Raw genomic sequence first — 21,037 nt, 5'->3', positions numbered from 1 at the left:
GTACGGCCGCCTTCGCGGATAGCGAAGCGCAGCTTTTCTTCCATCGCGATCGGAACGATCAGCTCGACGTCAACGGTGACGTTGTCGCCAGGCATAACCATTTCCGTGCCTTCCGGAAGCGTAACGATGCCCGTAACGTCCGTCGTACGGAAGTAGAACTGCGGACGGTAGTTCGTGAAGAACGGCGTATGACGGCCGCCTTCTTCCTTCGTCAGGATGTAGGCTTCTGCCTTGAACTTCTTGTGCGGCTTTACCGAACCCGGCTTGCACAGGATCTGACCACGCTCGACGCCGTCACGGTTAACACCGCGAACAAGTGCACCGATGTTGTCGCCAGCCTGGCCCTGGTCGAGCAGCTTGCGGAACATTTCAACGCCGGTAACAGTCGTCTTCGAGGTCGGACGGATGCCGACGATTTCGACTTCTTCACCAACCTTGACGATACCGCGCTCAACGCGACCCGTCACAACCGTACCACGGCCCGAGATCGAGAACACGTCTTCGATCGGCATCAGGAACGGCTGGTCGATCGGACGCTCAGGCGTCGGGATGTAGGCGTCAACCGCAGCCATCAGCTCGCGGATCGCGTCTTCACCGATCTTCTTGTCGGAATCTTCAAGAGCAGCAAGCGCCGAACCCTTGATGATCGGAATATCGTCGCCCGGGAAGTCGTAGGACGACAGAAGTTCGCGAACTTCAAGCTCGACGAGCTCGAGAAGCTCGGCGTCGTCAACCTGGTCGACCTTGTTGAGGAACACGACGATGGCCGGAACGCCAACCTGACGGGCAAGCAGGATGTGCTCGCGCGTCTGCGGCATCGGGCCGTCAGCGGCGGAGCAAACCAGGATCGCGCCGTCCATCTGGGCAGCACCGGTGATCATGTTCTTCACGTAGTCGGCGTGGCCGGGGCAGTCAACGTGAGCGTAGTGACGGTTGGCCGTCTCGTACTCAACGTGTGCCGTCGAGATCGTGATACCACGAGCCTTCTCTTCAGGAGCCGCGTCGATCTGGTCATACGCCTTGAACTCGCCGAAGAACTTCGTGATTGCTGCCGTCAGCGACGTCTTGCCATGGTCAACGTGACCGATCGTGCCAATGTTGACGTGCGGCTTCGTCCGCTCAAACTTGCTCTTTGCCATGTGAATTGCTTCCTGTGAACGTGAAGTAGTTTCCCCGGCGAACCGGTTTGGTGTCGCCGTTTAAGGCTTTGTAAGCGAATGCGCAAGACTTAATTGTGAAAGCGCCTTCGCGCGCGCTCTAAGCGTGCCTTTGTGGGGCGTATATGGTGTATGTTTTGCGACATTCAAACCCGCGCCGTGGCATCACACAGAGATACAGACGAGCCGCCTTTTCAGTCGCAGCCGATCACTAATTAAGATATTTCCATCACAACTTCTTTACCTGGGGCGGCTCGATGGCTTAAGGACACTTCATCGCCGGGGGGAGACGGGCGAGCGGAAACGGGCGCTGCCGCGCTACCATGCATGTCTCGACCGCCGCTTTTCCCCGCGCCGCCTCTCTATCCGTTTCAGGACCAGCCAATGGAAATCTTCACAGCCGCCGGTTTCACGGCATTCTTACAGGTCATTGCGATCGATCTCGTTCTGGCAGGCGACAACGCCATCGTCATCGGCCTTGCCGCCGCCGGTCTTCCCGCGCATCTCCGCCGCAAGGCGATCCTTGTCGGCATCATCGCCGCCACGGTTCTCCGCATCGGGTTTGCCGCCGTCACCGTACAGCTTCTTGCCATCGTCGGCCTGCAACTCTTTGGCGGCCTGCTGCTCGCCTGGGTCTGCTGGAAGATGTGGAGCGAACTGCGCGAAGCTTCGGGCTCCATCGAGGACGAGGTGACGGATGAAGAGGCCGACCTGACCAAGGGCCACAAGACGTTCTTCCAGGCAGCGACCCAGATCGTCATCGCCGACGTCTCCATGTCGCTGGACAATGTGCTCGCCGTCGCCGGCGCCGCGCAGGAACATGTGACTGTTCTGGTCATTGGACTCATCGTCTCGATCGCGCTGATGGGACTTGCAGCCAACTTCGTCGCCAAGCTTTTGCACCGCTACCGCTGGATTTCCTATCTCGGCCTGATGGTCATCATCTACGTGGCGCTCAACATGCTGTATCACGGCACGCTCGAAGTCCTGCCCTACATTCAGGCCTATCTCGGCTGAGCCACCTGCAGAAACACACTTTCAAAAGGCCCGGAAGCCTCGCTTTCCGGGCCTTTTGCATGACGGGGGCCAGCTCACCGACCACCCGGCCTTTGCGTTGGTGGAACGAGCGGGGAATCAGCTGTCACCTTCGCTGCAACATCCGGAGAAGATTGGGAAATCGTGATTTGTCGCCGGTGGATTCTGGCAATTGAGGTCAGCCACGGGCAAGCCTAGGGAGCTACTTATAAGTCATAATAATAAAAAGAAAGGTAGAGCTCCCAATGGCTTATGACTGGAGCGGCGGACGTACCCGTCGTCTTCGCCGAATGAAGCTTGGCGTCGTCGCCAGTTCTCTCATTCTGCTGGCGCTTGTAGCGTCGCTTGTTCTTGGCTGAGCATGCAGCCTGACACTGACCGGCGGCATGGCACGGTTTTCAAAACCGCCCTGCCGCCGCTCCATGAATATCATGGCGATCAGGTTTTTTTCTCTTCCACACAATGAACCGGCTGTTTCATGTCCGGATCCGCCATCACATCGTAGAGATCGGCTTCGTCTCGTTTGGACCACCAGACACGAGCGCCGCCCTGGTATTTTGCTCCGGAGCCTGAAACGACATTGGCGGCGACGATAACGCCGTCCTTCAAGCCCAGCCGAACAAGACTGATGTCGCCGGCATTGTAATAAACCGCCTCCACCGTCTCTGCGCCGCACCGATAGACGGCATCGGTTTTTTCAACCGTTGTATCCCCGGGAAGCGGAATCACCAGATCCTCGGCGAGCGCGCTGGAGGCAGCCGGCAAGGACAGAGCGGCAAGATAGAGTGCTGCAACGGATTTCTTCATGATGGGCCTTCCTGGTTTGACCCCGTCATAAGGTCACGCCAGCAAAGCCAAATTGCGGCAGCTCCAGGAACCGCCGCCATATCCCCGATTCATTGCCGCTGGACGCGTGCATCATTGCAATCCACCCCAAGCGGGGCTGGCTATCGAAACAGCCAGTAAACAATGCCGAGAATCACAGCCCACATCGCCAAGGATATGGCCAGAACTACGAGATAATTTCGAAACCGTCTGGTCATCCGCCCCCATCGCCGGACGGCCGTTGCTCGACAGCCGTAACCGTTGAATTGCTGGATGCGGATAAACCGCAGGGATCAGCCTGTCTACCAAGAGGCTGAATCACAGGCTATTCGCATATTTTACCCGCCCGAAATGGGGTCGGTGGACGGAGCAGGACGCATTGGTCCGCCAGCGCGAGAGGTTTCGCCTCCAGCGCTACACGCTTCATGCGATATCGGCTCGGGAGAGGGCGGCGGAAACCGACCGCCGCCCCTGCCCGCCTCAGCTCTTCAGCGCCGTGTTGCACAGGCTCCAGTAGCCGCCGCCCTTCTGGATCCATTTCAGATCGCCGAGCGTACCGTCATTCTTGTTCTTGTGATAGGAGTCGACACACGTTTTCAGGCGGGCCTTTGCCGGCGTCTCGCTTGAATATTTCTTATCAACAGCGCTCGGGAAAGCGACGCCCTTCGGAGCCTTGATCGTCGCTTTTTCGGGTTCCTTCTCGGTTGTGGCCGCGACCTGCTTGTCGTCGGCCGCATCTTCAGCCGCCGCCTCGCTGCCGCAGAACTTGGCGCGATAATCGTTCCACTTGATGTCCTTGGCGGACCCGTCAGCTTTCGCTGCCTGATATTTTACGCTGCACTCCTTCATGGTGAGTGCGGCAGCGGGGGAGACAAACGCCGCCGATGCCAGCAGCGCAAAGGATGAGAGAATGACAACCCTGTTCAACATTGAAGACTCCCGTTTGCATGATTGCCGGTCGACTATCTGACCGGATTTTCCGCTTGTCAACGAGCAGTGCGGCATGGATACAAAGTCCGGTTGAGCGAGCATAAATCCATCCTGCCGCGCCTCGGATTCCCCATGCGGCCGGCTCCGAACCCACGCTCTCCTATCAAGCCTAAGAATCACGTCTTCGTGTGGCGTCAAGCCTCCATCGGAACGAAATTCCTAAATTTTCGTTAGCATCCCGAACGAATAATGAGGATTTATCGATGTTGAGGATGCCGAAGACCATCTCCGCGCTCGCTCTTGGCGTCGCATTATCTGCCGCTTTTGTCATGCCCGCTGAGGCGTTGAGCCTCATACAGCCAGCCTATGAAACGCAGGCACAAAATTCCGGCCAGCGCAGCTATCCCGCATCCGCCTTTGCCGCGGGAACCGGGGAAGAAGCCACGCCTGACGGATACGCCCTGTCGCAGGCCGAAATAAATCACGTAAAATGGTGTGCGGCGCGTTACGCATCCTATCACCCTACTGATAACAGCTACCTGGCGCCCGCAGGCACAAGAAGCCAGTGCCGTTCGCCTTATTGAGCGCGACTGGGGGAGCGGCATTCATGGCGTATAGGATAAACTAGAGCCCACCACCGCGTCGGCTGAATGCTCACGGCACAACCCGGAGACGCGAAACACGTCCCGCAGCGATAAGGTGATTTACTGAGAGGAAGCTGGAGCGGGTAGCGGGAATCGAACCCGCGTATTCAGCTTGGAAGGCTGCTGCTCTACCATTGAGCTATACCCGCGGTGGCGATTTCGATCCGTGCAGAATGGTGGAGGGAGTTGGATTTGAACCAACGTAGGCGTAGCCAACGGATTTACAGTCCGTCCCCTTTAACCACTCGGGCATCCCTCCAGTTATCTGCGAGGATCAAGCGACCAAGCTCTTCAGATTTCGCTGCGGCGAAGCGCCGTTGCGTCGTCTGTGGCGCGTATATGACGGCCTCGTTCGTTTCTGTCAACACGCCCTTTCACGAATTTTCGGGAAAAAATTCAATCCCCTTTGCAGCCCTGTGGATTATCACGGGGGCTGGTGCGCGGCACGCGCCGGAGATATAAGGCGCCATGAGCAAAGACGATCCCAACAACAAATCCACCCGCGACACACATTACGCCAACCTGCGTCGTGCCGTGCGCGACGCGAAGCGCGAGCGCGGTGAAATTCCGACCCCGCAGCAGTCGAAGCGCCGGAACCGCGGCGCAGACGACTGGAAGCCGCCGCAACTTGCGCCCGACCAGGTGCACCTTTACGGCCTGCATACCGTACGCGCAGCCCTTGCCAATCCGGAGCGGCAGATCGTCAAGCTTTCGGTTACCCAGAATGCCTTTGCACGTCTCGATATCGGCGAGGCGGAGGCGCAGCCCTTCCCGGTCGAAATAGTATCCCCGCAGGATATCGACAGGGTTTTGGGTCCCGAGGCGATCCATCAGGGCGTGATGCTGGAGACCCGGCCGCTGCCGGTCAAGCGGCTGGGCGCGCTGAAGGATAGCCCACTCATTCTCGTGCTCGATCAGGTCACCGATCCGCACAATGTTGGCGCCATCATGCGCTCGGCAGTCGCCTTCAATGCGGGCGCCGTCATCACCACGATGCGCCATAGCCCGACCGAGTCGGGTGTGCTGGCGAAATCCGCCTCAGGCGCGCTGGAACTCATCCCCTATATCCAGATCACCAATCTCGCCGATGCGCTGGGTGAACTGCACAAGCTCGGCTTCTTCTCGGTCGGCCTCGATTCGGAGGGCCCCGCCCCGATTGAACAGACCTTCAGCGGCGAAAAAATCGCACTGGTGCTGGGCGCCGAAGGCAAGGGCCTGCGCCAGAAGACCCGCGAGACCGTCTCGGCGCTCGCCCGTCTCGATATGCCGGGAGCGATCAAATCGCTCAACGTGTCGAACGCGGCGGCCATCGCCCTTTACGCAACGCAGCAATTTCTGGGCAAAGCGTCGTCCTGACGCTTGCCATTCCTTGCGAAATCACAAAGCGCATCGCATGCTGCGCCTTTGTCATTCGCACGGAGCACATCTCAACATGACCGACCAGACCATCAAACCGACCGGCGAGCTGACGCTGAGAACGCTCGCCATGCCGGCCGACGCCAATCCGGCCGGCGATATTTTCGGGGGCTGGGTCATGTCACAGATGGACTTGGCGAGCGGCATTCGTGCGGCGGAACGCTCTCGCTGTCGCGTGGTCACGGCGGCAGTCAAGGAAATGGCCTTTGAACTGCCGGTGAAGATCGGCGACACGCTGTCCATCTATACCGATATTGCCCGCGTCGGCCGCACCTCCATCACGCTGACGGTAGAGGCCTGGGCGCAGCGGTCGCGTTACGACAAGCTGGAAAAGGTAACCGCCGGCACCTTCATCATGGTGGCGATGGACGAAAACGGGCAACCGACGCCCATTCCTCCGGCGGAGTAGGAGCGATGGAGGCCGCCGTCAACGCCGCAGAAGCCTATTCGCACATCCGCGCGGTCATGGGCATGGTGGTCGGCCTCAGCCTCGCCCGATTGCTGACCGGCCTTGCAGGTTTCGTGCAGCATCCCAAAAAAGAACGGATTTATCCCCTGCACATCGGCTGGGTGGCGTTCCTGTTTCTGATGCTGGTGCATTTCTGGTGGTGGGAGCACCGGCTTTCTGCCACAGGCCATGTACTGGGCTTCGGCGCGTTCCTTTTCCTGATCCTGTTCTGCTCGCTGTTTTATTTCCTGTGCGTTCTGCTCTTTCCCACGGAGATGAAGGAGTACAAGGGATATGAGGATTATTTCCTTTCCCGCAAAAGCTGGTTCTTCGCCTTTCTGGCAGCGCTTTTCGTCACCGATGTCGGGGATACTTTGCTGAAAGGCCAGGACTATCTCGCCTCACTTGGTCCGGAATACCTTATACGCACCGCCATCTACGTCATTTTGTTCACGCTGGCGATCTTCATCGAGAACCGCCGTTTCCATCGGTTTCTCGTCATCTTTGCGCTGATTTACCAGATCGCCTGGATTTTCCGTACTTACGATCTTCTGGCCTGAAGTTTACCCGTTCCGGCAAGCGGGCACGATCCCGGCGTGCCCGCCTGCCTCAAAAGTTCGTCGCCTCAGAACATCGTATTGTTGTTCGCCGCCGTCTCCGGCACGGGCTGGATTACATCCCAATGCTCGGTGATCTTGCCATCGGTCACCCGAAAAATATCGACGATGGCCCTGCCCCGGTCTCCGTCCTTTTCTGTTGAATGAATATGCAGATAGACAAGGTCGCCATCCGCGGCGCTTCTCACGATCCGCGCCTTGGACTGCGGGTTTTCCTTGAAGTGGCCGGTGAAGTAATCCACGAACGGTTTCTTGCCATCCGGCACCATGGGATTGTGCTGCTTGTAGCTGTCGACAATAACGGCAGCACCCTTTTCCACTTCGTGCTTGTTGAAGACGGTATCGTAAAACTCGATCACCAGCTTGCGATTGGCCTCTTCCCGGGCGAAATCCCGCCCGGCGGTTTCGGCCAGCACCGGAACGGCTGTCAATGCGGGCGCAAGAGCGAGAGCGGCGATGGCGAGACGACGTGTCATGACATTCATGGGTGATACCTCTCAATAACCGACGGTGAAGCGCTGGCGGGAATGCTGCGGCTTCTCGATTTCATCGACAAGCGCAATCGCGTAGTCTTCGAAGGAAATGCGGCTACCCTCTTCATTGCTCAGAAGATTGTCCTTGCCGATGCGGAATTTGCCCGTTCTTTCACCCGGCACGAACTCGGCGGAAGGCGAAAGGAAGGTCCAGTCGAGCTGCTTTTCCTGTTTCAGCAAATCAAGAAACTCCGCACCCTTGGTGGCCTCGGCCTTGTAAGCGGCAGGAAAATCCGGCAGGTCGACGACACGCTGGCCGGGCGCGATTTCAAGACTGCCGGCACCACCGACCACGAGGTAGCGTGGAACGCCAGAGGCACGCACGGCCTCGATCAGCGTCACCGGGTCGCTCGCCGTGAAATGCACCGAACTGATCACGGCATCGTGACCTGCAAGCAGTTTTGAAAGTCCGGTCTGATCGAAGACATCGCCTTTCTTTGCAACGACGTTCGGCAGGGTGGCAATCTTTTCGGGGCTGCGGGCAATGGCCGTAACATTATGCCCCCGGTCGGAAAGTTCCTTGAGAATACGGGACCCGGCATTGCCGGAAGCACCGATGAGCGCGATTTTAGCCATGGCTTCTTCCTTTTGTTGCTATTGTCGTTGGTCTAAATAATAGACCGAAAGAAAGAGCTATGGTATCGCGTCCCCGGCCGCAAGAAGTCAGCAGCCGGTGATCTGGTCACATGGCGATGACCTGCAAGGATATGGGGTAATCGAAATGTCGGATACGCAGACGAAAGAAATCTTCGACTTCGAGCAGCCCTGCCCCATTCGGGATGTGCTGGACCGCATCGGAGACCAATGGAGCCTTCTGGTTCTCGAAGCGCTGCAGGGCGGCGTGCTGCGCTTCAACGAGTTGAACCGCAGGATTGACGACATTTCCAAGCAGATGTTGTCCCGTACGCTGAAGCGGCTGGAGGAGGATGGATTCATCCGGCGCACGCTTTATGCCGAGGTGCCGCCGCGCGTGGAGTATGAGCTGACAGGTCTTGGCCGCTCGTTTCTGGTACCAATGCAATTGCTGGTCCAATGGGCCGACGAAAACCACGTCCGCATCTGCAAGGCCCGCCTGCAATATTCCGAAAACGACAATCGCAGCTGACCATCAGAGCAATACCTGACCGGCAGCGGCACGCCGCATCTAGTACAGTCGGTAAACCTTGCAGACCAACCCTTCCGGCTGGCGGTAGGTCATGAAGCCCATGGCATCATAATAACTCTGCCCGAGCGCATTGTCCGCGCCGATGCTGGCGTCGATATTCTTGAGGCCCCGCGCCTCCGCCGCCCTGCGCGTCGCGGCGAAGAGGGTGGATCCAACGCCTCTTCGCGCCGCCTGCGGACTGACATGGGTGCCGATGATGCCCCACCCTTCCGCCACGCCATGGGGATTGTCGGCCCGTGCATAACGCAGCGACTGGAAGCCCAGGATATGCCCGTCTTCATCCTCCGCGACCGAACACTCGATACGGTCGGCGTGCTGGATGTAATTCTCCAGCACCGCCGCGACGTCCGTCGGCGCTTTTCGAAGGCCGGCCGCGAATATCTCGTTTTGAACCGCTGCCATTCCCTTTGCATCGTCAAGTCTTGCAGGCCGTATTTTCATCGATACATCACCTCTTGTCCGTTGCGATGGTTCTGGGCAGGCAAAGCGCGGGTCTCTTCCTATTCAGGACCGGAAAATGAAGGAAGCACCGAAAGCGATCAGCGCAAAGCCGATGACATGGTTGATGGTGATGCTTTCCTTCAGCCAGAAGATCGAAAACAGCGCGAAGACCGCGAGCGTGATGACCTCCTGAATGGTCTTGAGCTGTGCGGTGGAGTAAACCTCCGAACCGATGCGGTTCGCGGGAACGGCGAGCACATACTCGAAAAAGGCGATGCCCCAGCTGGCGACAATCGCCAGAAAGAGCGCGCTGCCCTTGTGCTTGAGGTGGCCGTACCAGGCGAAGGTCATGAAAACATTGGAGGCGATGAGCATCAGGACAGGCCAGATGTGGGCAGGGCTGATTGAGAACGGCATGATGGGTCCTGGAAAAAAGAGGGATGTCGTAAAATGCAGCGGAAGAAGGCAGTCTGAGGGGATCCCATCCTGCCGTAATGGATTTGCTCTAGCGCATCCGGCCGAAAACCGGAATCGATTTCTACGGATCGCGGCAAGGCCATGTTCAGCCGCTACGCAACGCATCCGGCGGAATTTTGTTCCGCATGCTCCGTTTCCTTTTTGTACTCATTTTTTCACTGTCTCCCCTTCCCTTTGCGCGTGACTCTCTCCATATTTCGCCCATGGCCAGATCACCGAAAAACTCTACCTCCTCGCCCTCGGGCTTCGAGGAAGCTCCGCAATCGTCATTCGAAGGCGCGCCGCTCGGCGGCAGCGTTGCCGATTGGGTCAAGCAACTTGAGGCGGAAGCGGAAGCATCCTCCGTGGAGACCCAGCGCGAAATCGCTTCGAAGGCGGGCAAGCACCGCAAGAAAATCGAAATAGAAGCGCGCAAGGAAGCGGAAAAAGCCGCCACCAAGACGGCGAAAAAGACCACCGCGTCAAAAACGGCACGCGGCGTTTCGATCGGCGCGTCGAGCGATCCGAAAACGCGCGCCGCCGCGGGTCTCAATCCTGTGGCAGGGCTCGATGTCTCCTTGGAGGATGCCCAGTCCCTGGCACCGGGCGCGGTGACGGCGACGGTGGACGCGCTTTCCAAACTGATTGAAAGCGGCAACCCGCTCTTCAAGGATGGCAAGCTGTGGACACCCCACAGGCCGGCCCGTCCGCCGAAATCGGAAGGCGGCATCGCCATCGAGATGGTGACGGACTACAAGCCATCCGGCGATCAGCCGACCGCCATTGCCGATCTCGTCGAAGGCCTCAATTCCGGCGACCGCTCGCAGGTGCTGCTCGGCGTCACCGGCTCCGGCAAGACCTTCACCATGGCCAAGGTGATCGAGGCCACACAGCGTCCGGCCGTTATTCTTGCGCCCAACAAGACGCTGGCGGCCCAGCTCTATTCCGAATTCAAAAACTTCTTTCCAAACAATGCGGTGGAGTATTTCGTTTCCTATTACGATTATTACCAGCCTGAAGCCTATGTGCCGCGTTCCGACACCTATATCGAGAAGGAATCGTCGATCAACGAGCAGATCGACCGCATGCGCCACGCCGCAACCCGCGCCATTCTCGAACGTGACGACTGTATCATCGTCGCTTCGGTTTCCTGTATCTATGGTATCGGTTCGGTCGAGACCTATACGGCCATGACCTTCCAGATGCAGGTGGGCGACAAGCTGGATCAACGCCAGCTTCTTGCCGACCTCGTGGCCCAGCAATACAAGCGGCAGGACATCAACTTCGTGCGCGGCTCCTTCCGCGTGCGCGGTGATACGATCGAAATCTTCCCCGCCCACCTTGAAGATGCGGCCTGGCGCATTTCCATGTGGGGTGACGAGATTGAATCCATCACCGAGTTCGACCCGCTGACCGGCCATAAGACCGGCGACCTGCAATCGGTGAAGATTTACGCCAATTCGCACTATGTGACACCGCGCCCGACGCTGAACGGCGCGATCAAGTCGATCAAGGAAGAGCTGAAGCTGCGCCTCGCCGAGCTTGAAAAAGCCGGCCGCCTGCTGGAAGCCCAGCGTCTGGAACAGCGCACGCGCTACGATGTCGAGATGCTGGAGGCCACGGGCTCCTGCGCTGGCATCGAAAACTATTCACGCTATCTCACCGGCCGCAATCCGGGCGAGCCGCCGCCGACCCTGTTCGAGTATATTCCCGACAACGCGCTGATCTTCATCGACGAAAGCCACGTCACCGTTCCTCAGATCGGCGGCATGTATCGCGGCGACTTCCGCCGCAAGGCAACGCTGGCCGAATATGGCTTCCGCCTGCCCTCGTGCATGGACAACCGTCCCCTGCGCTTCGAGGAATGGGATGCCATGCGCCCGCAGACCATTTCCGTCTCCGCCACCCCCGGAGGCTGGGAAATGGAGCAATCCGGCGGCGTTTTCGCCGAACAGGTCATCCGTCCGACCGGCCTCATCGATCCTCCGGTCGAAGTCCGCTCCGCCCGCACCCAGGTGGACGATGTTCTCGGCGAAATCCGCGAGACCGCCGCCAAGGGCTACCGCACGCTCTGCACCGTGCTGACCAAGCGGATGGCCGAAGACCTCACCGAATATCTGCATGAACAGGGTGTCCGCGTCCGTTACATGCACTCCGATATCGACACGCTGGAGCGCATCGAGATCATCCGCGACCTGCGCCTCGGCGCTTTCGACGTGCTCGTCGGCATCAACCTGCTGCGCGAGGGCCTCGATATTCCGGAATGTGGTTTCGTAGCCATCCTCGACGCAGACAAGGAAGGCTTCCTGCGCTCGGAGACCTCGCTGATCCAGACCATCGGCCGCGCCGCGCGTAACGTCGATGGCAAGGTCATCCTTTATGCCGACAATATCACCGGTTCGATGAAGCGGGCGATGGAGGAAACCTCCCGCCGCCGTGAAAAGCAGATGGCCTATAACCAGGAACATGGCATCACGCCGGAATCGGTCAAGGCGAGGATCTCCGACATTCTTGATTCCGTATATGAACGCGACCACGTAAGAGCCGATATTTCAGGCGTTTCCGGCAAGGGCTTCGCCGATGGCGGTCATCTGGTCGGCAACAATCTCCAGGCCCATCTCAACGCGCTGGAAAAATCCATGCGCGACGCCGCAGCGGACCTCGACTTTGAAAAGGCCGCCCGTCTGCGCGACGAAATCAAACGCCTCAAGGCAGCCGAACTTGCCACCATGGACGACCCCATGGCCAAGGAAGAAGCACGTGCGGTCGAAGGCGGCGGGAAAAACAACAGACGGAGCCACTTGTCGATTTCCTCCCCTGAGGGGGAGACATCCGGCAGGGCAGACGGGGATGCCGCTTCCACGAACGAAAGCGGAAAGTCTCTCTTCGCCAAACCTTCGCTGGACGAGATGGGTCCGGGCTCCGACGCAGGAAAACCGCTTTTCCGCAAGAACACGCTGGACGAGATGGGTCCGGGCTCCGACGCAGGAAAACCGCTTTTCCGCAAGAACACGCTGGACGAGATGACCGTGGGTCGGACCGAAAAGCCCGTAAGGGGCGCGGTGCCCGATAAGCCCGCGACCGAACCCGGCAAGAGGTTCTCCCCGTTGCTGGAAGGCCAGCCCGAACGCGCCACGGACGATCCGCGGCCGCTGGTCCGTGGCAAGATCGGCGCCGGTTCCTATGAAGATGCCGGCGAGCAGAAGCGCAAAAGCCGGACCAAGGGCAAGACTGGCCGTCCGGGCCGCTGATGCGCTTTGTGCAAAGCCCGCCTGACATGAACAGCGGCTAAGGCTCCCATCGTTCATGTCAGCGCCGTCTGCGCATGCCGGCGGCGCCTGTCAGCCTTCACAAGGCGTGATCAGCGACTTGACCGCGGTTGCCCCGAACAGCTTGACCAGATCCGCATCAAGCGATGTGGGAATATAGTCTTCGTTTTCCGCCGGTTTCATATAGATCGAGGAATAGATCGGGCCAGCGGGAAACGTGCCTTTGAAGCAGGCTTTCACGATCTTGATCTCGGTGCTGCCTCTGATACGGGGACCCTGAGCGCGGGAACGGCGCACCCGCTCCTGTAGCTCCGCGAGCCTTCCGACGTCTTCGGGCTTTACCCGCCATACGCTCGCCAACATACCATCCCGTTTTTCCGGCCGGAATTTAGCGAGCGCAGCCGCATCCGTATCCGCCACCAGCGCGTAGGTCGCAACGGTTTCTTCGGCTGCGCCGTCTGTCCTGCTCCGGGTGATCATCACGGCGTCACCGGACCGGAGGGAAAGATTGGCTGGCAGTTGCAATCCGACCCGCACATGCTCGAAATCCATCGTCATAAAATCCTGCCGCATCAGCTTGGGAATGCTGGAAATCGGTACGGTCATGCAACCGGCGAGGAACAGTAGAAAAACAGACAGGCAGGCAAAACGCGATAATGGCAATGTCATCCTGTTGGAACCTGAAAAAAGCAGCTTAATGAAGTGGGCTTGTCAAACCACGTTTGCGGCGTCGCAATCGCCAGACCGCGCGCAAACTTGCGCGAACAACATTGCCGTAACATTATGAAATCAGGAACGCGTAGGCCCGGGGAACGTTGATCGTTTTCGGGAATGATGACAGGAGACCCATATGTATCGAAAAAAACTTATGGCCTTCTGTCTGTTCATGTCCTCCGGTTCAGCTTTCGCCGGCCATATCCAAGACGCCACCTTTCACAGCGCCGCCCTGAACGCGCCGCTCCCTGTCAATATCTATCGCCCCGAAGGTCCGCCGCCCGAAAACGGCTGGCCTGTACTTTACCTCCTGCACGGCCATGACGGCGACCAGAACAGCTGGCGCGATCTCGGCAATATCGAAAAGACGCTCGATACGCTCATCGAGGCTGGCGCCATCCGCCCTCTGGTTGTCGTGATGCCCGGCGTGAAAAACAGCTGGTATGTGGATTCTGCCGCCGTCGGCGGTCCCGGCGATTACGAGACCGCCCTCACCGGCGATCTGCGCCACCAGATCGAAAAAACGCTGCCGGTGCGAAAAGATCGTCAAGGCCGCGCCATTGTTGGCCTTTCCATGGGCGGTTTCGGCGCCCTGCATCTCGCCTATGGCCACGAGGACCTCTATGGCGCCGTCGCCAGCCTGTCGGGCGCCATCTGGCAAAACGTGCCCGCCTCCGATCTCGACAAGACACCCGCCGAACTCAAGCTCATTCAGGACAGCGCCTTTTTCCACCGCGTCGACCGCACCACCGTCACCAGCGGCATCGTGCTTCCCTCAACCGGCGATCATTTCTCCGGCGCCTTCGGCACCCCTTTCGATGCACGTCTCTTTAACGAAAAGAATGTCTTCACCCTCGTCGCACAGCATGTCGCAGAAAGTCAGGATCTCCCCGCCACCTATTTGACTGTGGGAGATGACGATGGCTTCTTCCTCTGGCGCGGTGCCATTGCCCTGCATGAGACCCTGCAGGCGGACAACCGCAAATCCGAACTGCGGGTGACGGATGGCGATCACGTCTGGTCCGTGTGGAAGGTTTCGATCATCGATGCGCTGAAATTCATCGACGGAGAGTGGGACAAGACAGCGGATGCCAACCGCGATTAAATCACGATCTGTCGTTCTTTGCCGGTGACACCGCCCGGCTTTATCCCCGCTTCTTTCCGCTTTTTCCCGCCACGTTCAACGCCACCGCAGCGCGGATCAGCGCTGCCAGCGCCTCCTCATCAACGACATCGCCCTCGTGAAAATCGATGGCGCGCCGCGTGTTGCCCTCAAGGCTCGAATTGAACAGGCCTGACGGGTCCTCCAGAGAGGCGCCCTTCGCAAATGTCATCTTCACCGCGCTTTTATAGGTTTCGCCGGTGCAGAGAATGCCCGCATGCGACCAGACCGGAACGCCGCGCCACTTCACCTCTTCCACCACTTCCGGATCGGCCTTCTGGATCACCGCGCGAACACGCGCGAGCGTCTCGCCGCGCCAGTCGCCCAGCTCCGCGATCTTCCGGTCGATGAAGTCTGATGGTGCGGTCTGCTCTGCATCTTCAGTCACCGTGTTTTTCGCCATGACATCCTCCCGATTTCGACGCACGCCTGTTTCTTTTTCACCATAGACCAAATTTTCCTGTCGTCCCATGAGGAACCAAATCCGCTCTTTGCCGTTTCTTCCCCGAACGCAATGTTCAGCATAAAAAGGGAAGAAACATCATGAAAATCAATGTCATCGCTCTCGCTGCCGCAGCAGCGCTCTCCTCTTCCGTGGCATTTGCCCAGACGGCTGCCACGGCTCCTGCTGCCGGCGCGGATGCGACCTTGTCGGGCCCCGGCATTACCATGGGTACGAAGGCAACCGGCCCGCTGAAGTTCGTCAATGTCCAGAAGACCGATCTCACCACTTCCCAGCTTGATGGCATGGATATATATAACGCCCAGAATGAAAACATCGGCGAAATCGAAGACGTCGTGATCGGCGATGGCAAGGCGGTGATCGGCCTCGTGGCCAGCGTCGGCGGCTTCCTGGGCATCGACAAGAGCTACGTGGTGCTCGATCCGGCGTCCGTGGCCGTTCATAATGACAACGGCACATGGAAGGCCTTTGTCGATACCACCAAGGATGCACTGCAGAACGCTCCGAAGCTCGATTACGACAAGCTGGACGACTGATTACCCCTGCAGTCGAGGCTTGTCCCCCCGCGCTCCGGCGCGGGGGTTTTCATGCGTGGAAGTCTGAACATCAGGCAGCATTCCCACCGCCCGCACCCTTGCCTCACTGCCCGCCTCTCGCCTATCTTCGGCGCGCAACCTGCAAGGATCGATGCGTGCCCGTCAACAGCCTCCCCAAATTCACCGTCACCGCCGCAATCATGTTACTGAGCGCTCTCCCGCTATCAGCACAGTCCACCGGCTGGAAACCCGCCGAGCAGATAAAGACCTATGCCGTCAGCGGCAATACGGGCGGTGCGCTTTATCAGTCCATCGGCGAGCGCGGCCCGACTGCGGGCGTGCAGGCCATTGCCCACACCACATTCAAGCTGACGTGGCGGAGAGACTACCGACCGCAGCCCGACGGTGCCTGTGTGCTGGCCAGTGCCAGACCCAATCTCACCATCATCTACACCTGGCCAAAGGCACCTGCCCATCTGCCGGCCGCCGTCGCCGCCAGCTGGAAGACCTTCATTTCCGGGGTGGAAACCCATGAGCGAGTTCATGGCGAGCACATTCTCGATATGGTGAGAAAGATCGAAGCCTTCAGCACCGGGCTACGGGCGGAAGACGATCCCAAATGCCAGAAGGTGCGCGCTGTTCTGCAGCAAAGGTTGGGTGAGCTTTCCAACGAGCAGCGTCAACGCGGCCGAGATTTCGACCGGGATGAGCTGTCCCCGGGCGGGCGGGTTCATCAGCTCATACTCGCCCTCGTCAACGGCCCATGACAGGCAGTTACTCCGCCGCCTCGCCCTTCAGCAACGGCTCGGCGAGCGTCACGCTCTCCAGCTCGTAGGAATAGCCCTCGAGCATGGTATAGGCCTGTTCTATCGCCTCGATCTGCGCCTCCGCGTTGCGTATGGCTTCGGCTATGGACTGGCTTCGGGCGCGGAGCATCGAACTCAGCACATCGGTTTCCGGCTTCCGTCCGAGACGGTCCATATGTTTACGCACCCGGGTACGGTGCCGTTCGAGTTCCAGAATATGGAAGCGGCTTTTCAGAATATCGTCGGTCAGCTTCCGGCGCATGGCAGCCACGGGATCAAAACTGCCGGGTTCCCGCTCATCCAGAATGAATTCATTGACCAGCGTTTCCAGCATCAGCAGGCCCTTGAGATCCTTGGCATCGGCAAGCTGCGGATCGTAACCCGTGTCATCGAAGACCTTGCGGCGCACGGGATCTTTCAGAAGTTCATAGGCTGTCTGCAGGCGCGCGAACTGCTCGGCATCGCCACCGCTGTCGGGATGGGCAGCCTTCGCAACCTTGCGGTAGGCCGACTTGATCGCCGCCTCGTCGGCATCCCGCTCCACGCCAAGCAAAACATAGGGATCAATCACAAAAACACCTTCAAACGCAAACTGTTACCCGCACGCCGCTACCACTCTCAACCGGTCAGCAACCGGATCATAGGCCAAATCCGTCCCGTGCGGCACCCCGCGACGGCGCTTAAACCGGCAGAACACGAATTTACGCGCTCCCGCACGAGAGGGTCTCTCTGGCGAAAAAGCCCTTGAGGCTGAAATTTGTCGGACCCAAGGCGACTATAACGACAGCCGGGACAAAATTGTGGACAGTGGCCGCAAAACGTCGACCGGCATCGGAACCGCCTCCAGCACGGGCCGCCACGAGAGATCGTCACGTGCCCCGAACAAGCGCATTTTCAGGAGGTTATGGTGGAATGTCGCCAAGGGGTGTAAGCTCCCCTTTTGGATCCGAGGGAGGGAAGATCCGATGCCGCAAACCATTACCCAGACCGTGACGGATTATGTGCACGCCATGGCCTATGCGGATGAAGGCCTGTTGCGCGATGTTTTTGACCCGCGCGCCAGCATCGTCGGCACATTCGAAGGCGCGACTGAATGGCTGTCTCTGGAGGACTTTGTCGATCAGGTCCGCAAAACCGAACGCGGCCTTCCCGATCACGACCCCGCCTTCGAAATCCTCGGCATCGACAAGGAGGGAGACAGCGCCTCGGTAAAGCTGACAACCCGGTTCGACGGTATGGATTTTTACGAATATCTGTCCCTGCTGGAGCACGACGGCAACTGGACGATCGTGCACAAGCTCTATCACATAAAGCCGTAGCCACTGCACGAACATCAGTCGTGCAGTGCGTATGAAAGACAGGCCAAATCCTTGAAAATACTGGTGCCCCCGGCAGGGTTCGAACCCGCGACCCCCTGATTACAAAAAAGGGCGTTCTTGCGTGCGGTTAAGTGCGATGCCATTTCGTATTTCCTCAAAAGCCTTTGTTGACAGGCATTCTCAGTGGGTTGATTGTGCAGCAATGTGCAGTTAAATGCGTTGTCGCGCAAGTAATTTGTGCCCCCGACGTGCCCCGAGGATGTGCCCCCGATGGTCAAACTGACAAACGATACCCTGAAGAACGCTTTGCCCGAGCCCGGCAAGCGCCTTGAGCTTAGAGACGATCAAGAGCCTGGACTGACATTTCGTGTGACCGACAAGGGCGTGCGTTCATGGTCTATCCGTTATCGGAATGCCGCCGGCGAACACCGCCGCAAGCTGATAGGTCCCTACCCCTCTATTTCCCTCGCAAAGGCCCGTGAGGAAGCGAGGAAGATTAAAGGCACCGTTGCTGGCGGATCGGACGTTGTAGCCACTGAGCGGCTTTCTAGAGCCGAGGAAAGACGAAAGCACCTCAACACGCTTGATGGCCTCGCTGACGCCTATTTCGATGACTGCGCCGTTGGAACACATCGAGCAAACTCTAAGCCGAAGCGAGCCAGCACGATCAAAGAGGAGCGCAGGATCTACGACGCTCTTGTGAAAAAGACATTCGGCTCTGAACCTCTGGCAAGCATAACCCGCGCTGAGATACAGGCGTTCGTTTCCAAGCAGTCGAGAAAGGTCAAATCGAATGGCCGCATCAGCCTCAATGTTATCCGCCAGCTGATGGCCTATGCGATCCGCAATGGCCTGATCGATAGTAACCCAGCCCACGACATTGCTGTGCAGGTTCCTGAGGCTCGGGACACGGTAATGACCGACGTCGATCTCAAACGCTTCTGGGCGGCCTGCAAAGAGCCGGGTTCGATTGAGGAACTGCAGCTTTCGCTCAACATGGGGGTTGCCCTCAGAATGGCCGCTGTGACGCTCCAGAGAGGCGGCAGCATCATCGGCATGGAATGGTCGGAAATCGACCGTGCCACGCGTACATGGCTCATTCCGCCCGAAAGAATGAAGCACGGTCGCCCTCACCTTGTACCCCTGAGCGATGCGGCAATTGAACTCCTCGACGAAGCTGAAGCTTGCCGCCCTGACGACCTGCAATCGAAGTATGTTTTCCCCTCGCCTCGGGGAAAGGGTGACGACAAGCCAATGGATCGAAGAGCTTTCAGCCGTGCTATGAACCGGCTTATCGACAAGCTCGAAATGACGCGCGCCACGCCACATGATTTGAGACGAACCGGCGCCACAAATCTGACCAGTGAGCGCATAGGGATTCCGCGGTTCATCGTCTCTCAGGTCTTGGCCCATTCTAGCGATACCGGCGGTGCTGCCGCAGTCACCGGCAGGCACTACGACAGGAACGACTATCTGGCCGATAAGCGCCGCGCGCTGGATGCATGGGCGGCGCTTCTCATGGAGATTGTTTCGGACCAGCAGCGGCCAAGCAACGTGCTGGAAATGAAGCGATGATGCAGTCATCTGCTGTCATTCTGCTGTAAGCGCGCGCTCGGCGTAGGCGCGCTGCATCTCCTCCATGACGGCACCGGTGAAGAGCAAAGCCTGCTTCGATACCTCGGCCTCACACATTCCGATCGCTGACAGTCGGGCGGCCAAGAGGCGCATTTCCTCCCGCCAGTATCGGCTTGCAGCTTCACCATTCAGCCGGTCGAGATTGCCGGCGCAACGCTTGATCTCGCTGCGCTGGCGGTGGACAGGGAAACAAACGACGGTGTTCATGCTTGCCTCCTGTGGCGCTTGTGGACCATCTGGCGAGCTATCTCGTTCCCTGATCCATCGAATTGCAGATCGCCGCTGAACGGCCGCCACTCATCCTCAGAATGGCAGCAATCCTGCTCGTCGCCGTTCTGGTCGGTTTCTTCCGGCTCCGGGTCGTCGTCTTCCTCCCTGTCGCCGTCCTCTGGATCGCTGTCAGCCAGATAGGGCTCGAGGTTTTCGTCACCGTCGAGAAGATCCAGCAGGGCTATAAGTTCCTCGATCTTGGCTTCGAGAGCAGCGCGCCGGGCTTGAAGGCTTTCTGCGACCGCAATCATGGGAGTATCCCCCGCAAGTCTTCGATATGATCCAGAATGATGCAGATGCGGTTCTCGATCTCATCAGTCACCGACTGCAGGGCGTTCGTCTTCTCCATGTTCCCGATATCGGCAGTGGCCATGTGCAGCGCCATGTTCATGTTTTTGACCATGTCGATCATGTTCACGATATCGAGCAGTTGGAGCCGCGCTTGAGAGGGGTTCGTCATGCTGAAGCCCTCCCGATCGACGCCAAGACATCCGTCAGAACATCTGAAAGCTCGTAGCTGTCGTAGAGGTAGCAGTAGTCATCCTTGGACGCCCAGACACACCAGTTGGCTTTGTCGATAGCCTCTTGGAACGTCGCTGGCACATAGGCGATGATTTCAGCCTCGATGCCCTTCACAATAGCTGAAAGGCGGCGGGCTTCGGTTAATGCAGCTGTGTAACCGCAGTCATCCTCGATCCGCGTTATCTCGGCACGGATGGCGCGAAGCTCCTCCAGCTTTTCTTCCATAAGCCGGTAATGAGCGGCGCGCCGATCAGCTACCCACTGCTGCGAGCCGTGGAACATCCGGCCCGGTGCCCACTGGTCGTGCTTTTCGAAAACCTCGCGAATAGCTCCTTCCGACGCGACGTAGTTAAGCTTCCATACGTCTTCGCCGGCGTCGTTCTTCCCCATCAAGGTTCGTCCGACTTGAACTCGTACCACAGGCCGTGCTTGCAGTTCCGGCATATCATCGAAGTCCGACATGGCTTCCCATGCCGCCCTGTCCGCTGCGACAGCTTCCTTGTGCTTGTCCACGAGCGCTGTCAGCCCAGAAGCTTGGATCTGAGTGGCTGTTACAGCCACAGAGGCGGGAATGGCGGCGACAGCTACACCAGCAAGGAAAGCGCGCCTGGTGGTTTTTGGCATGGCTTCGCCAGCGGCCGGAATCGTATTCGGCATGATGGTGTCTCCTAATT

Annotated in this window: 26 protein-coding genes and 2 tRNA genes; 12 read left to right on the top strand and 16 right to left on the bottom strand. The window is 58.7% G+C overall.

The annotated features are described in order from the left end of the window. The coding region (gene tuf / locus DOU54_RS04870; protein ID WP_113731012.1) for an elongation factor Tu at nucleotides 1-1,139 on the bottom strand (1,139 nt) is incomplete at its 3' end. A 402-nt stretch (nucleotides 1,140-1,541) separates the two neighbouring features. Here tuf and DOU54_RS04865 point away from each other — a divergent pair. Then, on the top strand, nucleotides 1,542-2,174 hold the full coding sequence (locus DOU54_RS04865; RefSeq protein WP_004442646.1) for a TerC family protein: 633 nt from the start codon (nucleotides 1,542-1,544) through the stop codon (nucleotides 2,172-2,174). 456 nt (nucleotides 2,175-2,630) lie between these two features. On the opposite strand, the gene DOU54_RS04855 is transcribed toward DOU54_RS04865, so the two are convergent. Continuing rightward, entirely contained in the window at nucleotides 2,631-2,999 is a 369-nt protein-coding gene (locus tag DOU54_RS04855; protein WP_113381100.1) for an MliC family protein, read from the bottom strand. A gap of 498 nt (nucleotides 3,000-3,497) precedes the next feature. Continuing rightward, on the bottom strand, nucleotides 3,498-3,947 hold the full coding sequence (locus DOU54_RS04850) for a hypothetical protein (RefSeq protein WP_004442652.1): 450 nt from the start codon (nucleotides 3,945-3,947) through the stop codon (nucleotides 3,498-3,500). 263 nt (nucleotides 3,948-4,210) lie between these two features. Here DOU54_RS04850 and DOU54_RS04845 point away from each other — a divergent pair, with 263 nt between their 5' ends. Beyond that, the gene (locus DOU54_RS04845) at nucleotides 4,211-4,531 is read left to right on the top strand and encodes a BA14K family protein (RefSeq protein ID WP_113381101.1); all 321 of its coding nucleotides are present in this window, start codon (nucleotides 4,211-4,213) and stop codon (nucleotides 4,529-4,531) included. 135 nt (nucleotides 4,532-4,666) lie between these two features. On the opposite strand, the gene DOU54_RS04840 is transcribed toward DOU54_RS04845, so the two are convergent. Both DOU54_RS04840 and DOU54_RS04835 read right to left on the bottom strand, forming a co-directional pair. Then, a tRNA-Gly gene (locus tag DOU54_RS04840) sits at nucleotides 4,667-4,740 on the bottom strand. 25 nt (nucleotides 4,741-4,765) lie between these two features. Continuing rightward, a tRNA-Tyr gene (locus DOU54_RS04835) sits at nucleotides 4,766-4,850 on the bottom strand. A 209-nt stretch (nucleotides 4,851-5,059) separates the two neighbouring features. Between DOU54_RS04835 and DOU54_RS04830 the strand changes: the two genes are divergently transcribed. The 3 genes from DOU54_RS04830 to DOU54_RS04820 all read left to right on the top strand — a co-directional run bounded on the left by DOU54_RS04830 (nucleotide 5,060) and on the right by DOU54_RS04820 (nucleotide 7,015). Then, nucleotides 5,060-5,947, top strand: a complete 888-nt coding sequence (locus tag DOU54_RS04830) for a TrmH family RNA methyltransferase (protein ID WP_113381102.1) — start codon at nucleotides 5,060-5,062, stop codon at nucleotides 5,945-5,947. Nucleotides 5,948-6,023: 76 nt separating this feature from the next. Continuing rightward, nucleotides 6,024-6,416, top strand: a complete 393-nt coding sequence (locus tag DOU54_RS04825; protein ID WP_004442658.1) for an acyl-CoA thioesterase — start codon at nucleotides 6,024-6,026, stop codon at nucleotides 6,414-6,416. A 5-nt stretch (nucleotides 6,417-6,421) separates the two neighbouring features. Then, complete coding sequence (locus DOU54_RS04820) at nucleotides 6,422-7,015, top strand: hypothetical protein (RefSeq protein ID WP_035209760.1); 594 nt, start codon at nucleotides 6,422-6,424, stop codon at nucleotides 7,013-7,015. A gap of 65 nt (nucleotides 7,016-7,080) precedes the next feature. Here the strand turns inward: DOU54_RS04820 and DOU54_RS04815 are convergent, their stop codons facing one another. Both DOU54_RS04815 and DOU54_RS04810 read right to left on the bottom strand, forming a co-directional pair. Then, nucleotides 7,081-7,557, bottom strand: a complete 477-nt coding sequence (locus tag DOU54_RS04815) for a nuclear transport factor 2 family protein (RefSeq protein ID WP_037089965.1) — start codon at nucleotides 7,555-7,557, stop codon at nucleotides 7,081-7,083. A 12-nt stretch (nucleotides 7,558-7,569) separates the two neighbouring features. Beyond that, nucleotides 7,570-8,181: an NAD(P)-dependent oxidoreductase gene (locus DOU54_RS04810; RefSeq protein WP_113381103.1), complete on the bottom strand. Its 612-nt coding sequence runs from the start codon at nucleotides 8,179-8,181 to the stop codon at nucleotides 7,570-7,572. A gap of 145 nt (nucleotides 8,182-8,326) precedes the next feature. Between DOU54_RS04810 and DOU54_RS04805 the strand changes: the two genes are divergently transcribed. Continuing rightward, nucleotides 8,327-8,710 (top strand): winged helix-turn-helix transcriptional regulator, encoded by a 384-nt coding sequence (locus DOU54_RS04805; protein ID WP_004442667.1) that lies wholly within the window; start codon nucleotides 8,327-8,329, stop codon nucleotides 8,708-8,710. Between the two features lie 39 nt (nucleotides 8,711-8,749). Here the strand turns inward: DOU54_RS04805 and DOU54_RS04800 are convergent, their stop codons facing one another. Both DOU54_RS04800 and DOU54_RS04795 read right to left on the bottom strand, forming a co-directional pair. Further along, a complete protein-coding gene (locus tag DOU54_RS04800; protein WP_077987468.1) occupies nucleotides 8,750-9,172 on the bottom strand; it encodes a GNAT family N-acetyltransferase in 423 nt (140 codons plus the stop codon). Between the two features lie 102 nt (nucleotides 9,173-9,274). Further along, the gene (locus DOU54_RS04795; RefSeq protein WP_003507620.1) at nucleotides 9,275-9,628 is read right to left on the bottom strand and encodes a DMT family protein; all 354 of its coding nucleotides are present in this window, start codon (nucleotides 9,626-9,628) and stop codon (nucleotides 9,275-9,277) included. Nucleotides 9,629-9,891: 263 nt separating this feature from the next. Here DOU54_RS04795 and uvrB point away from each other — a divergent pair, with 263 nt between their 5' ends. After that, nucleotides 9,892-12,918, top strand: a complete 3,027-nt coding sequence (gene uvrB, locus DOU54_RS04790) for an excinuclease ABC subunit UvrB (protein ID WP_113381290.1) — start codon at nucleotides 9,892-9,894, stop codon at nucleotides 12,916-12,918. A gap of 90 nt (nucleotides 12,919-13,008) precedes the next feature. Here the strand turns inward: uvrB and DOU54_RS04785 are convergent, their stop codons facing one another. Further along, nucleotides 13,009-13,605, bottom strand: coding sequence for a hypothetical protein (locus tag DOU54_RS04785; RefSeq protein WP_286079861.1), 597 nt, complete (start codon nucleotides 13,603-13,605; stop codon nucleotides 13,009-13,011). Nucleotides 13,606-13,786: 181 nt separating this feature from the next. On the opposite strand from DOU54_RS04785, the gene DOU54_RS04780 reads away from it, so the two are divergent. Beyond that, a complete protein-coding gene (locus DOU54_RS04780; protein ID WP_037089963.1) occupies nucleotides 13,787-14,755 on the top strand; it encodes an alpha/beta hydrolase in 969 nt (322 codons plus the stop codon). A gap of 40 nt (nucleotides 14,756-14,795) precedes the next feature. Here the strand turns inward: DOU54_RS04780 and DOU54_RS04775 are convergent, their stop codons facing one another. Then, entirely contained in the window at nucleotides 14,796-15,215 is a 420-nt protein-coding gene (locus DOU54_RS04775) for a DUF1801 domain-containing protein (protein ID WP_004442680.1), read from the bottom strand. 140 nt (nucleotides 15,216-15,355) lie between these two features. Between DOU54_RS04775 and DOU54_RS04770 the strand changes: the two genes are divergently transcribed. Together DOU54_RS04770 and DOU54_RS04765 are read left to right on the top strand one after the other, a co-directional pair. After that, nucleotides 15,356-15,811 (top strand): PRC-barrel domain-containing protein, encoded by a 456-nt coding sequence (locus DOU54_RS04770; protein ID WP_113730927.1) that lies wholly within the window; start codon nucleotides 15,356-15,358, stop codon nucleotides 15,809-15,811. A 200-nt stretch (nucleotides 15,812-16,011) separates the two neighbouring features. Further along, entirely contained in the window at nucleotides 16,012-16,578 is a 567-nt protein-coding gene (locus DOU54_RS04765) for a DUF922 domain-containing Zn-dependent protease (protein WP_153776300.1), read from the top strand. Between the two features lie 7 nt (nucleotides 16,579-16,585). Here the strand turns inward: DOU54_RS04765 and DOU54_RS04760 are convergent, their stop codons facing one another. Beyond that, nucleotides 16,586-17,188 carry a J domain-containing protein gene (locus DOU54_RS04760; RefSeq protein WP_003522436.1) on the bottom strand — a complete coding sequence of 201 codons (603 nt, stop codon included), beginning with the start codon at nucleotides 17,186-17,188 and terminating at the stop codon, nucleotides 16,586-16,588. A gap of 394 nt (nucleotides 17,189-17,582) precedes the next feature. Between DOU54_RS04760 and DOU54_RS04755 the strand changes: the two genes are divergently transcribed. Both DOU54_RS04755 and DOU54_RS04750 read left to right on the top strand, forming a co-directional pair. Continuing rightward, nucleotides 17,583-17,936, top strand: a complete 354-nt coding sequence (locus DOU54_RS04755; RefSeq protein ID WP_113381104.1) for a nuclear transport factor 2 family protein — start codon at nucleotides 17,583-17,585, stop codon at nucleotides 17,934-17,936. A 270-nt stretch (nucleotides 17,937-18,206) separates the two neighbouring features. Further along, nucleotides 18,207-19,511: a tyrosine-type recombinase/integrase gene (locus DOU54_RS04750; RefSeq protein ID WP_113730925.1), complete on the top strand. Its 1,305-nt coding sequence runs from the start codon at nucleotides 18,207-18,209 to the stop codon at nucleotides 19,509-19,511. Between the two features lie 15 nt (nucleotides 19,512-19,526). Here DOU54_RS04750 and DOU54_RS04745 read toward each other — a convergent pair whose 3' ends face one another. From DOU54_RS04745 to DOU54_RS04730, 4 genes are read right to left on the bottom strand one after another with little or no spacing between them, the layout of a single operon-like run. After that, nucleotides 19,527-19,778, bottom strand: coding sequence for a DUF6074 family protein (locus DOU54_RS04745; RefSeq protein ID WP_113730923.1), 252 nt, complete (start codon nucleotides 19,776-19,778; stop codon nucleotides 19,527-19,529). After that, nucleotides 19,775-20,092, bottom strand: coding sequence for a hypothetical protein (locus DOU54_RS04740; RefSeq protein ID WP_193603301.1), 318 nt, complete (start codon nucleotides 20,090-20,092; stop codon nucleotides 19,775-19,777). The genes DOU54_RS04745 and DOU54_RS04740 overlap by 4 nt, the downstream gene beginning before the upstream one ends. Next, complete coding sequence (locus tag DOU54_RS04735) at nucleotides 20,089-20,301, bottom strand: hypothetical protein (protein WP_113730921.1); 213 nt, start codon at nucleotides 20,299-20,301, stop codon at nucleotides 20,089-20,091. The genes DOU54_RS04740 and DOU54_RS04735 overlap by 4 nt, the downstream gene beginning before the upstream one ends. Beyond that, the gene (locus tag DOU54_RS04730; RefSeq protein ID WP_113730919.1) at nucleotides 20,298-21,020 is read right to left on the bottom strand and encodes a hypothetical protein; all 723 of its coding nucleotides are present in this window, start codon (nucleotides 21,018-21,020) and stop codon (nucleotides 20,298-20,300) included. Before DOU54_RS04730 ends, DOU54_RS04735 begins: the two co-directional genes overlap by 4 nt. Between the last annotated feature and the right edge of the window lie 17 nt (nucleotides 21,021-21,037).

The organism is Agrobacterium sp. MS2 (assembly GCF_003261015.1).
GTDB classification, from domain to species: Bacteria; Pseudomonadota; Alphaproteobacteria; order Rhizobiales; family Rhizobiaceae; genus Agrobacterium; species Agrobacterium pusense.
Note: the sequence above shows the minus strand (reverse complement) of the source record. Positions and strands in the feature narration are given on the sequence as shown.

Excerpts from the sequence above, each read along its gene's own strand:
- DOU54_RS04815 (WP_037089965.1), bottom strand. The coding sequence starts at position 7,557 with ATGAATGTCATGACACGTCGTCTCGCCATCGCCGCTCTCGCTCTTGCG.
- DOU54_RS04755 (WP_113381104.1), top strand. The coding sequence starts at position 17,583 with ATGCCGCAAACCATTACCCAGACCGTGACGGATTATGTGCACGCCATG.
- DOU54_RS04800 (WP_077987468.1), bottom strand. The coding sequence starts at position 9,172 with ATGGCAGCGGTTCAAAACGAGATATTCGCGGCCGGCCTTCGAAAAGCG.
- DOU54_RS04795 (WP_003507620.1), bottom strand. The coding sequence starts at position 9,628 with ATGCCGTTCTCAATCAGCCCTGCCCACATCTGGCCTGTCCTGATGCTC.
- DOU54_RS04855 (WP_113381100.1), bottom strand. The coding sequence starts at position 2,999 with ATGAAGAAATCCGTTGCAGCACTCTATCTTGCCGCTCTGTCCTTGCCG.
- DOU54_RS04745 (WP_113730923.1), bottom strand. The coding sequence starts at position 19,778 with ATGAACACCGTCGTTTGTTTCCCTGTCCACCGCCAGCGCAGCGAGATC.
- DOU54_RS04850 (WP_004442652.1), bottom strand. The coding sequence starts at position 3,947 with ATGTTGAACAGGGTTGTCATTCTCTCATCCTTTGCGCTGCTGGCATCG.
- DOU54_RS04765 (WP_153776300.1), top strand. The coding sequence starts at position 16,012 with ATGTTACTGAGCGCTCTCCCGCTATCAGCACAGTCCACCGGCTGGAAA.
- DOU54_RS04805 (WP_004442667.1), top strand. The coding sequence starts at position 8,327 with ATGTCGGATACGCAGACGAAAGAAATCTTCGACTTCGAGCAGCCCTGC.
- DOU54_RS04740 (WP_193603301.1), bottom strand. The coding sequence starts at position 20,092 with ATGATTGCGGTCGCAGAAAGCCTTCAAGCCCGGCGCGCTGCTCTCGAA.
- DOU54_RS04735 (WP_113730921.1), bottom strand. The coding sequence starts at position 20,301 with ATGACGAACCCCTCTCAAGCGCGGCTCCAACTGCTCGATATCGTGAAC.
- DOU54_RS04845 (WP_113381101.1), top strand. The coding sequence starts at position 4,211 with ATGTTGAGGATGCCGAAGACCATCTCCGCGCTCGCTCTTGGCGTCGCA.
- DOU54_RS04865 (WP_004442646.1), top strand. The coding sequence starts at position 1,542 with ATGGAAATCTTCACAGCCGCCGGTTTCACGGCATTCTTACAGGTCATT.
- DOU54_RS04780 (WP_037089963.1), top strand. The coding sequence starts at position 13,787 with ATGTATCGAAAAAAACTTATGGCCTTCTGTCTGTTCATGTCCTCCGGT.
- uvrB (WP_113381290.1), top strand. The coding sequence starts at position 9,892 with ATGGCCAGATCACCGAAAAACTCTACCTCCTCGCCCTCGGGCTTCGAG.
- DOU54_RS04770 (WP_113730927.1), top strand. The coding sequence starts at position 15,356 with ATGAAAATCAATGTCATCGCTCTCGCTGCCGCAGCAGCGCTCTCCTCT.
- DOU54_RS04785 (WP_286079861.1), bottom strand. The coding sequence starts at position 13,605 with ATGACATTGCCATTATCGCGTTTTGCCTGCCTGTCTGTTTTTCTACTG.
- DOU54_RS04820 (WP_035209760.1), top strand. The coding sequence starts at position 6,422 with ATGGAGGCCGCCGTCAACGCCGCAGAAGCCTATTCGCACATCCGCGCG.
- DOU54_RS04730 (WP_113730919.1), bottom strand. The coding sequence starts at position 21,020 with ATGCCGAATACGATTCCGGCCGCTGGCGAAGCCATGCCAAAAACCACC.
- DOU54_RS04830 (WP_113381102.1), top strand. The coding sequence starts at position 5,060 with ATGAGCAAAGACGATCCCAACAACAAATCCACCCGCGACACACATTAC.
- DOU54_RS04810 (WP_113381103.1), bottom strand. The coding sequence starts at position 8,181 with ATGGCTAAAATCGCGCTCATCGGTGCTTCCGGCAATGCCGGGTCCCGT.
- DOU54_RS04775 (WP_004442680.1), bottom strand. The coding sequence starts at position 15,215 with ATGGCGAAAAACACGGTGACTGAAGATGCAGAGCAGACCGCACCATCA.
- DOU54_RS04825 (WP_004442658.1), top strand. The coding sequence starts at position 6,024 with ATGACCGACCAGACCATCAAACCGACCGGCGAGCTGACGCTGAGAACG.
- DOU54_RS04750 (WP_113730925.1), top strand. The coding sequence starts at position 18,207 with ATGGTCAAACTGACAAACGATACCCTGAAGAACGCTTTGCCCGAGCCC.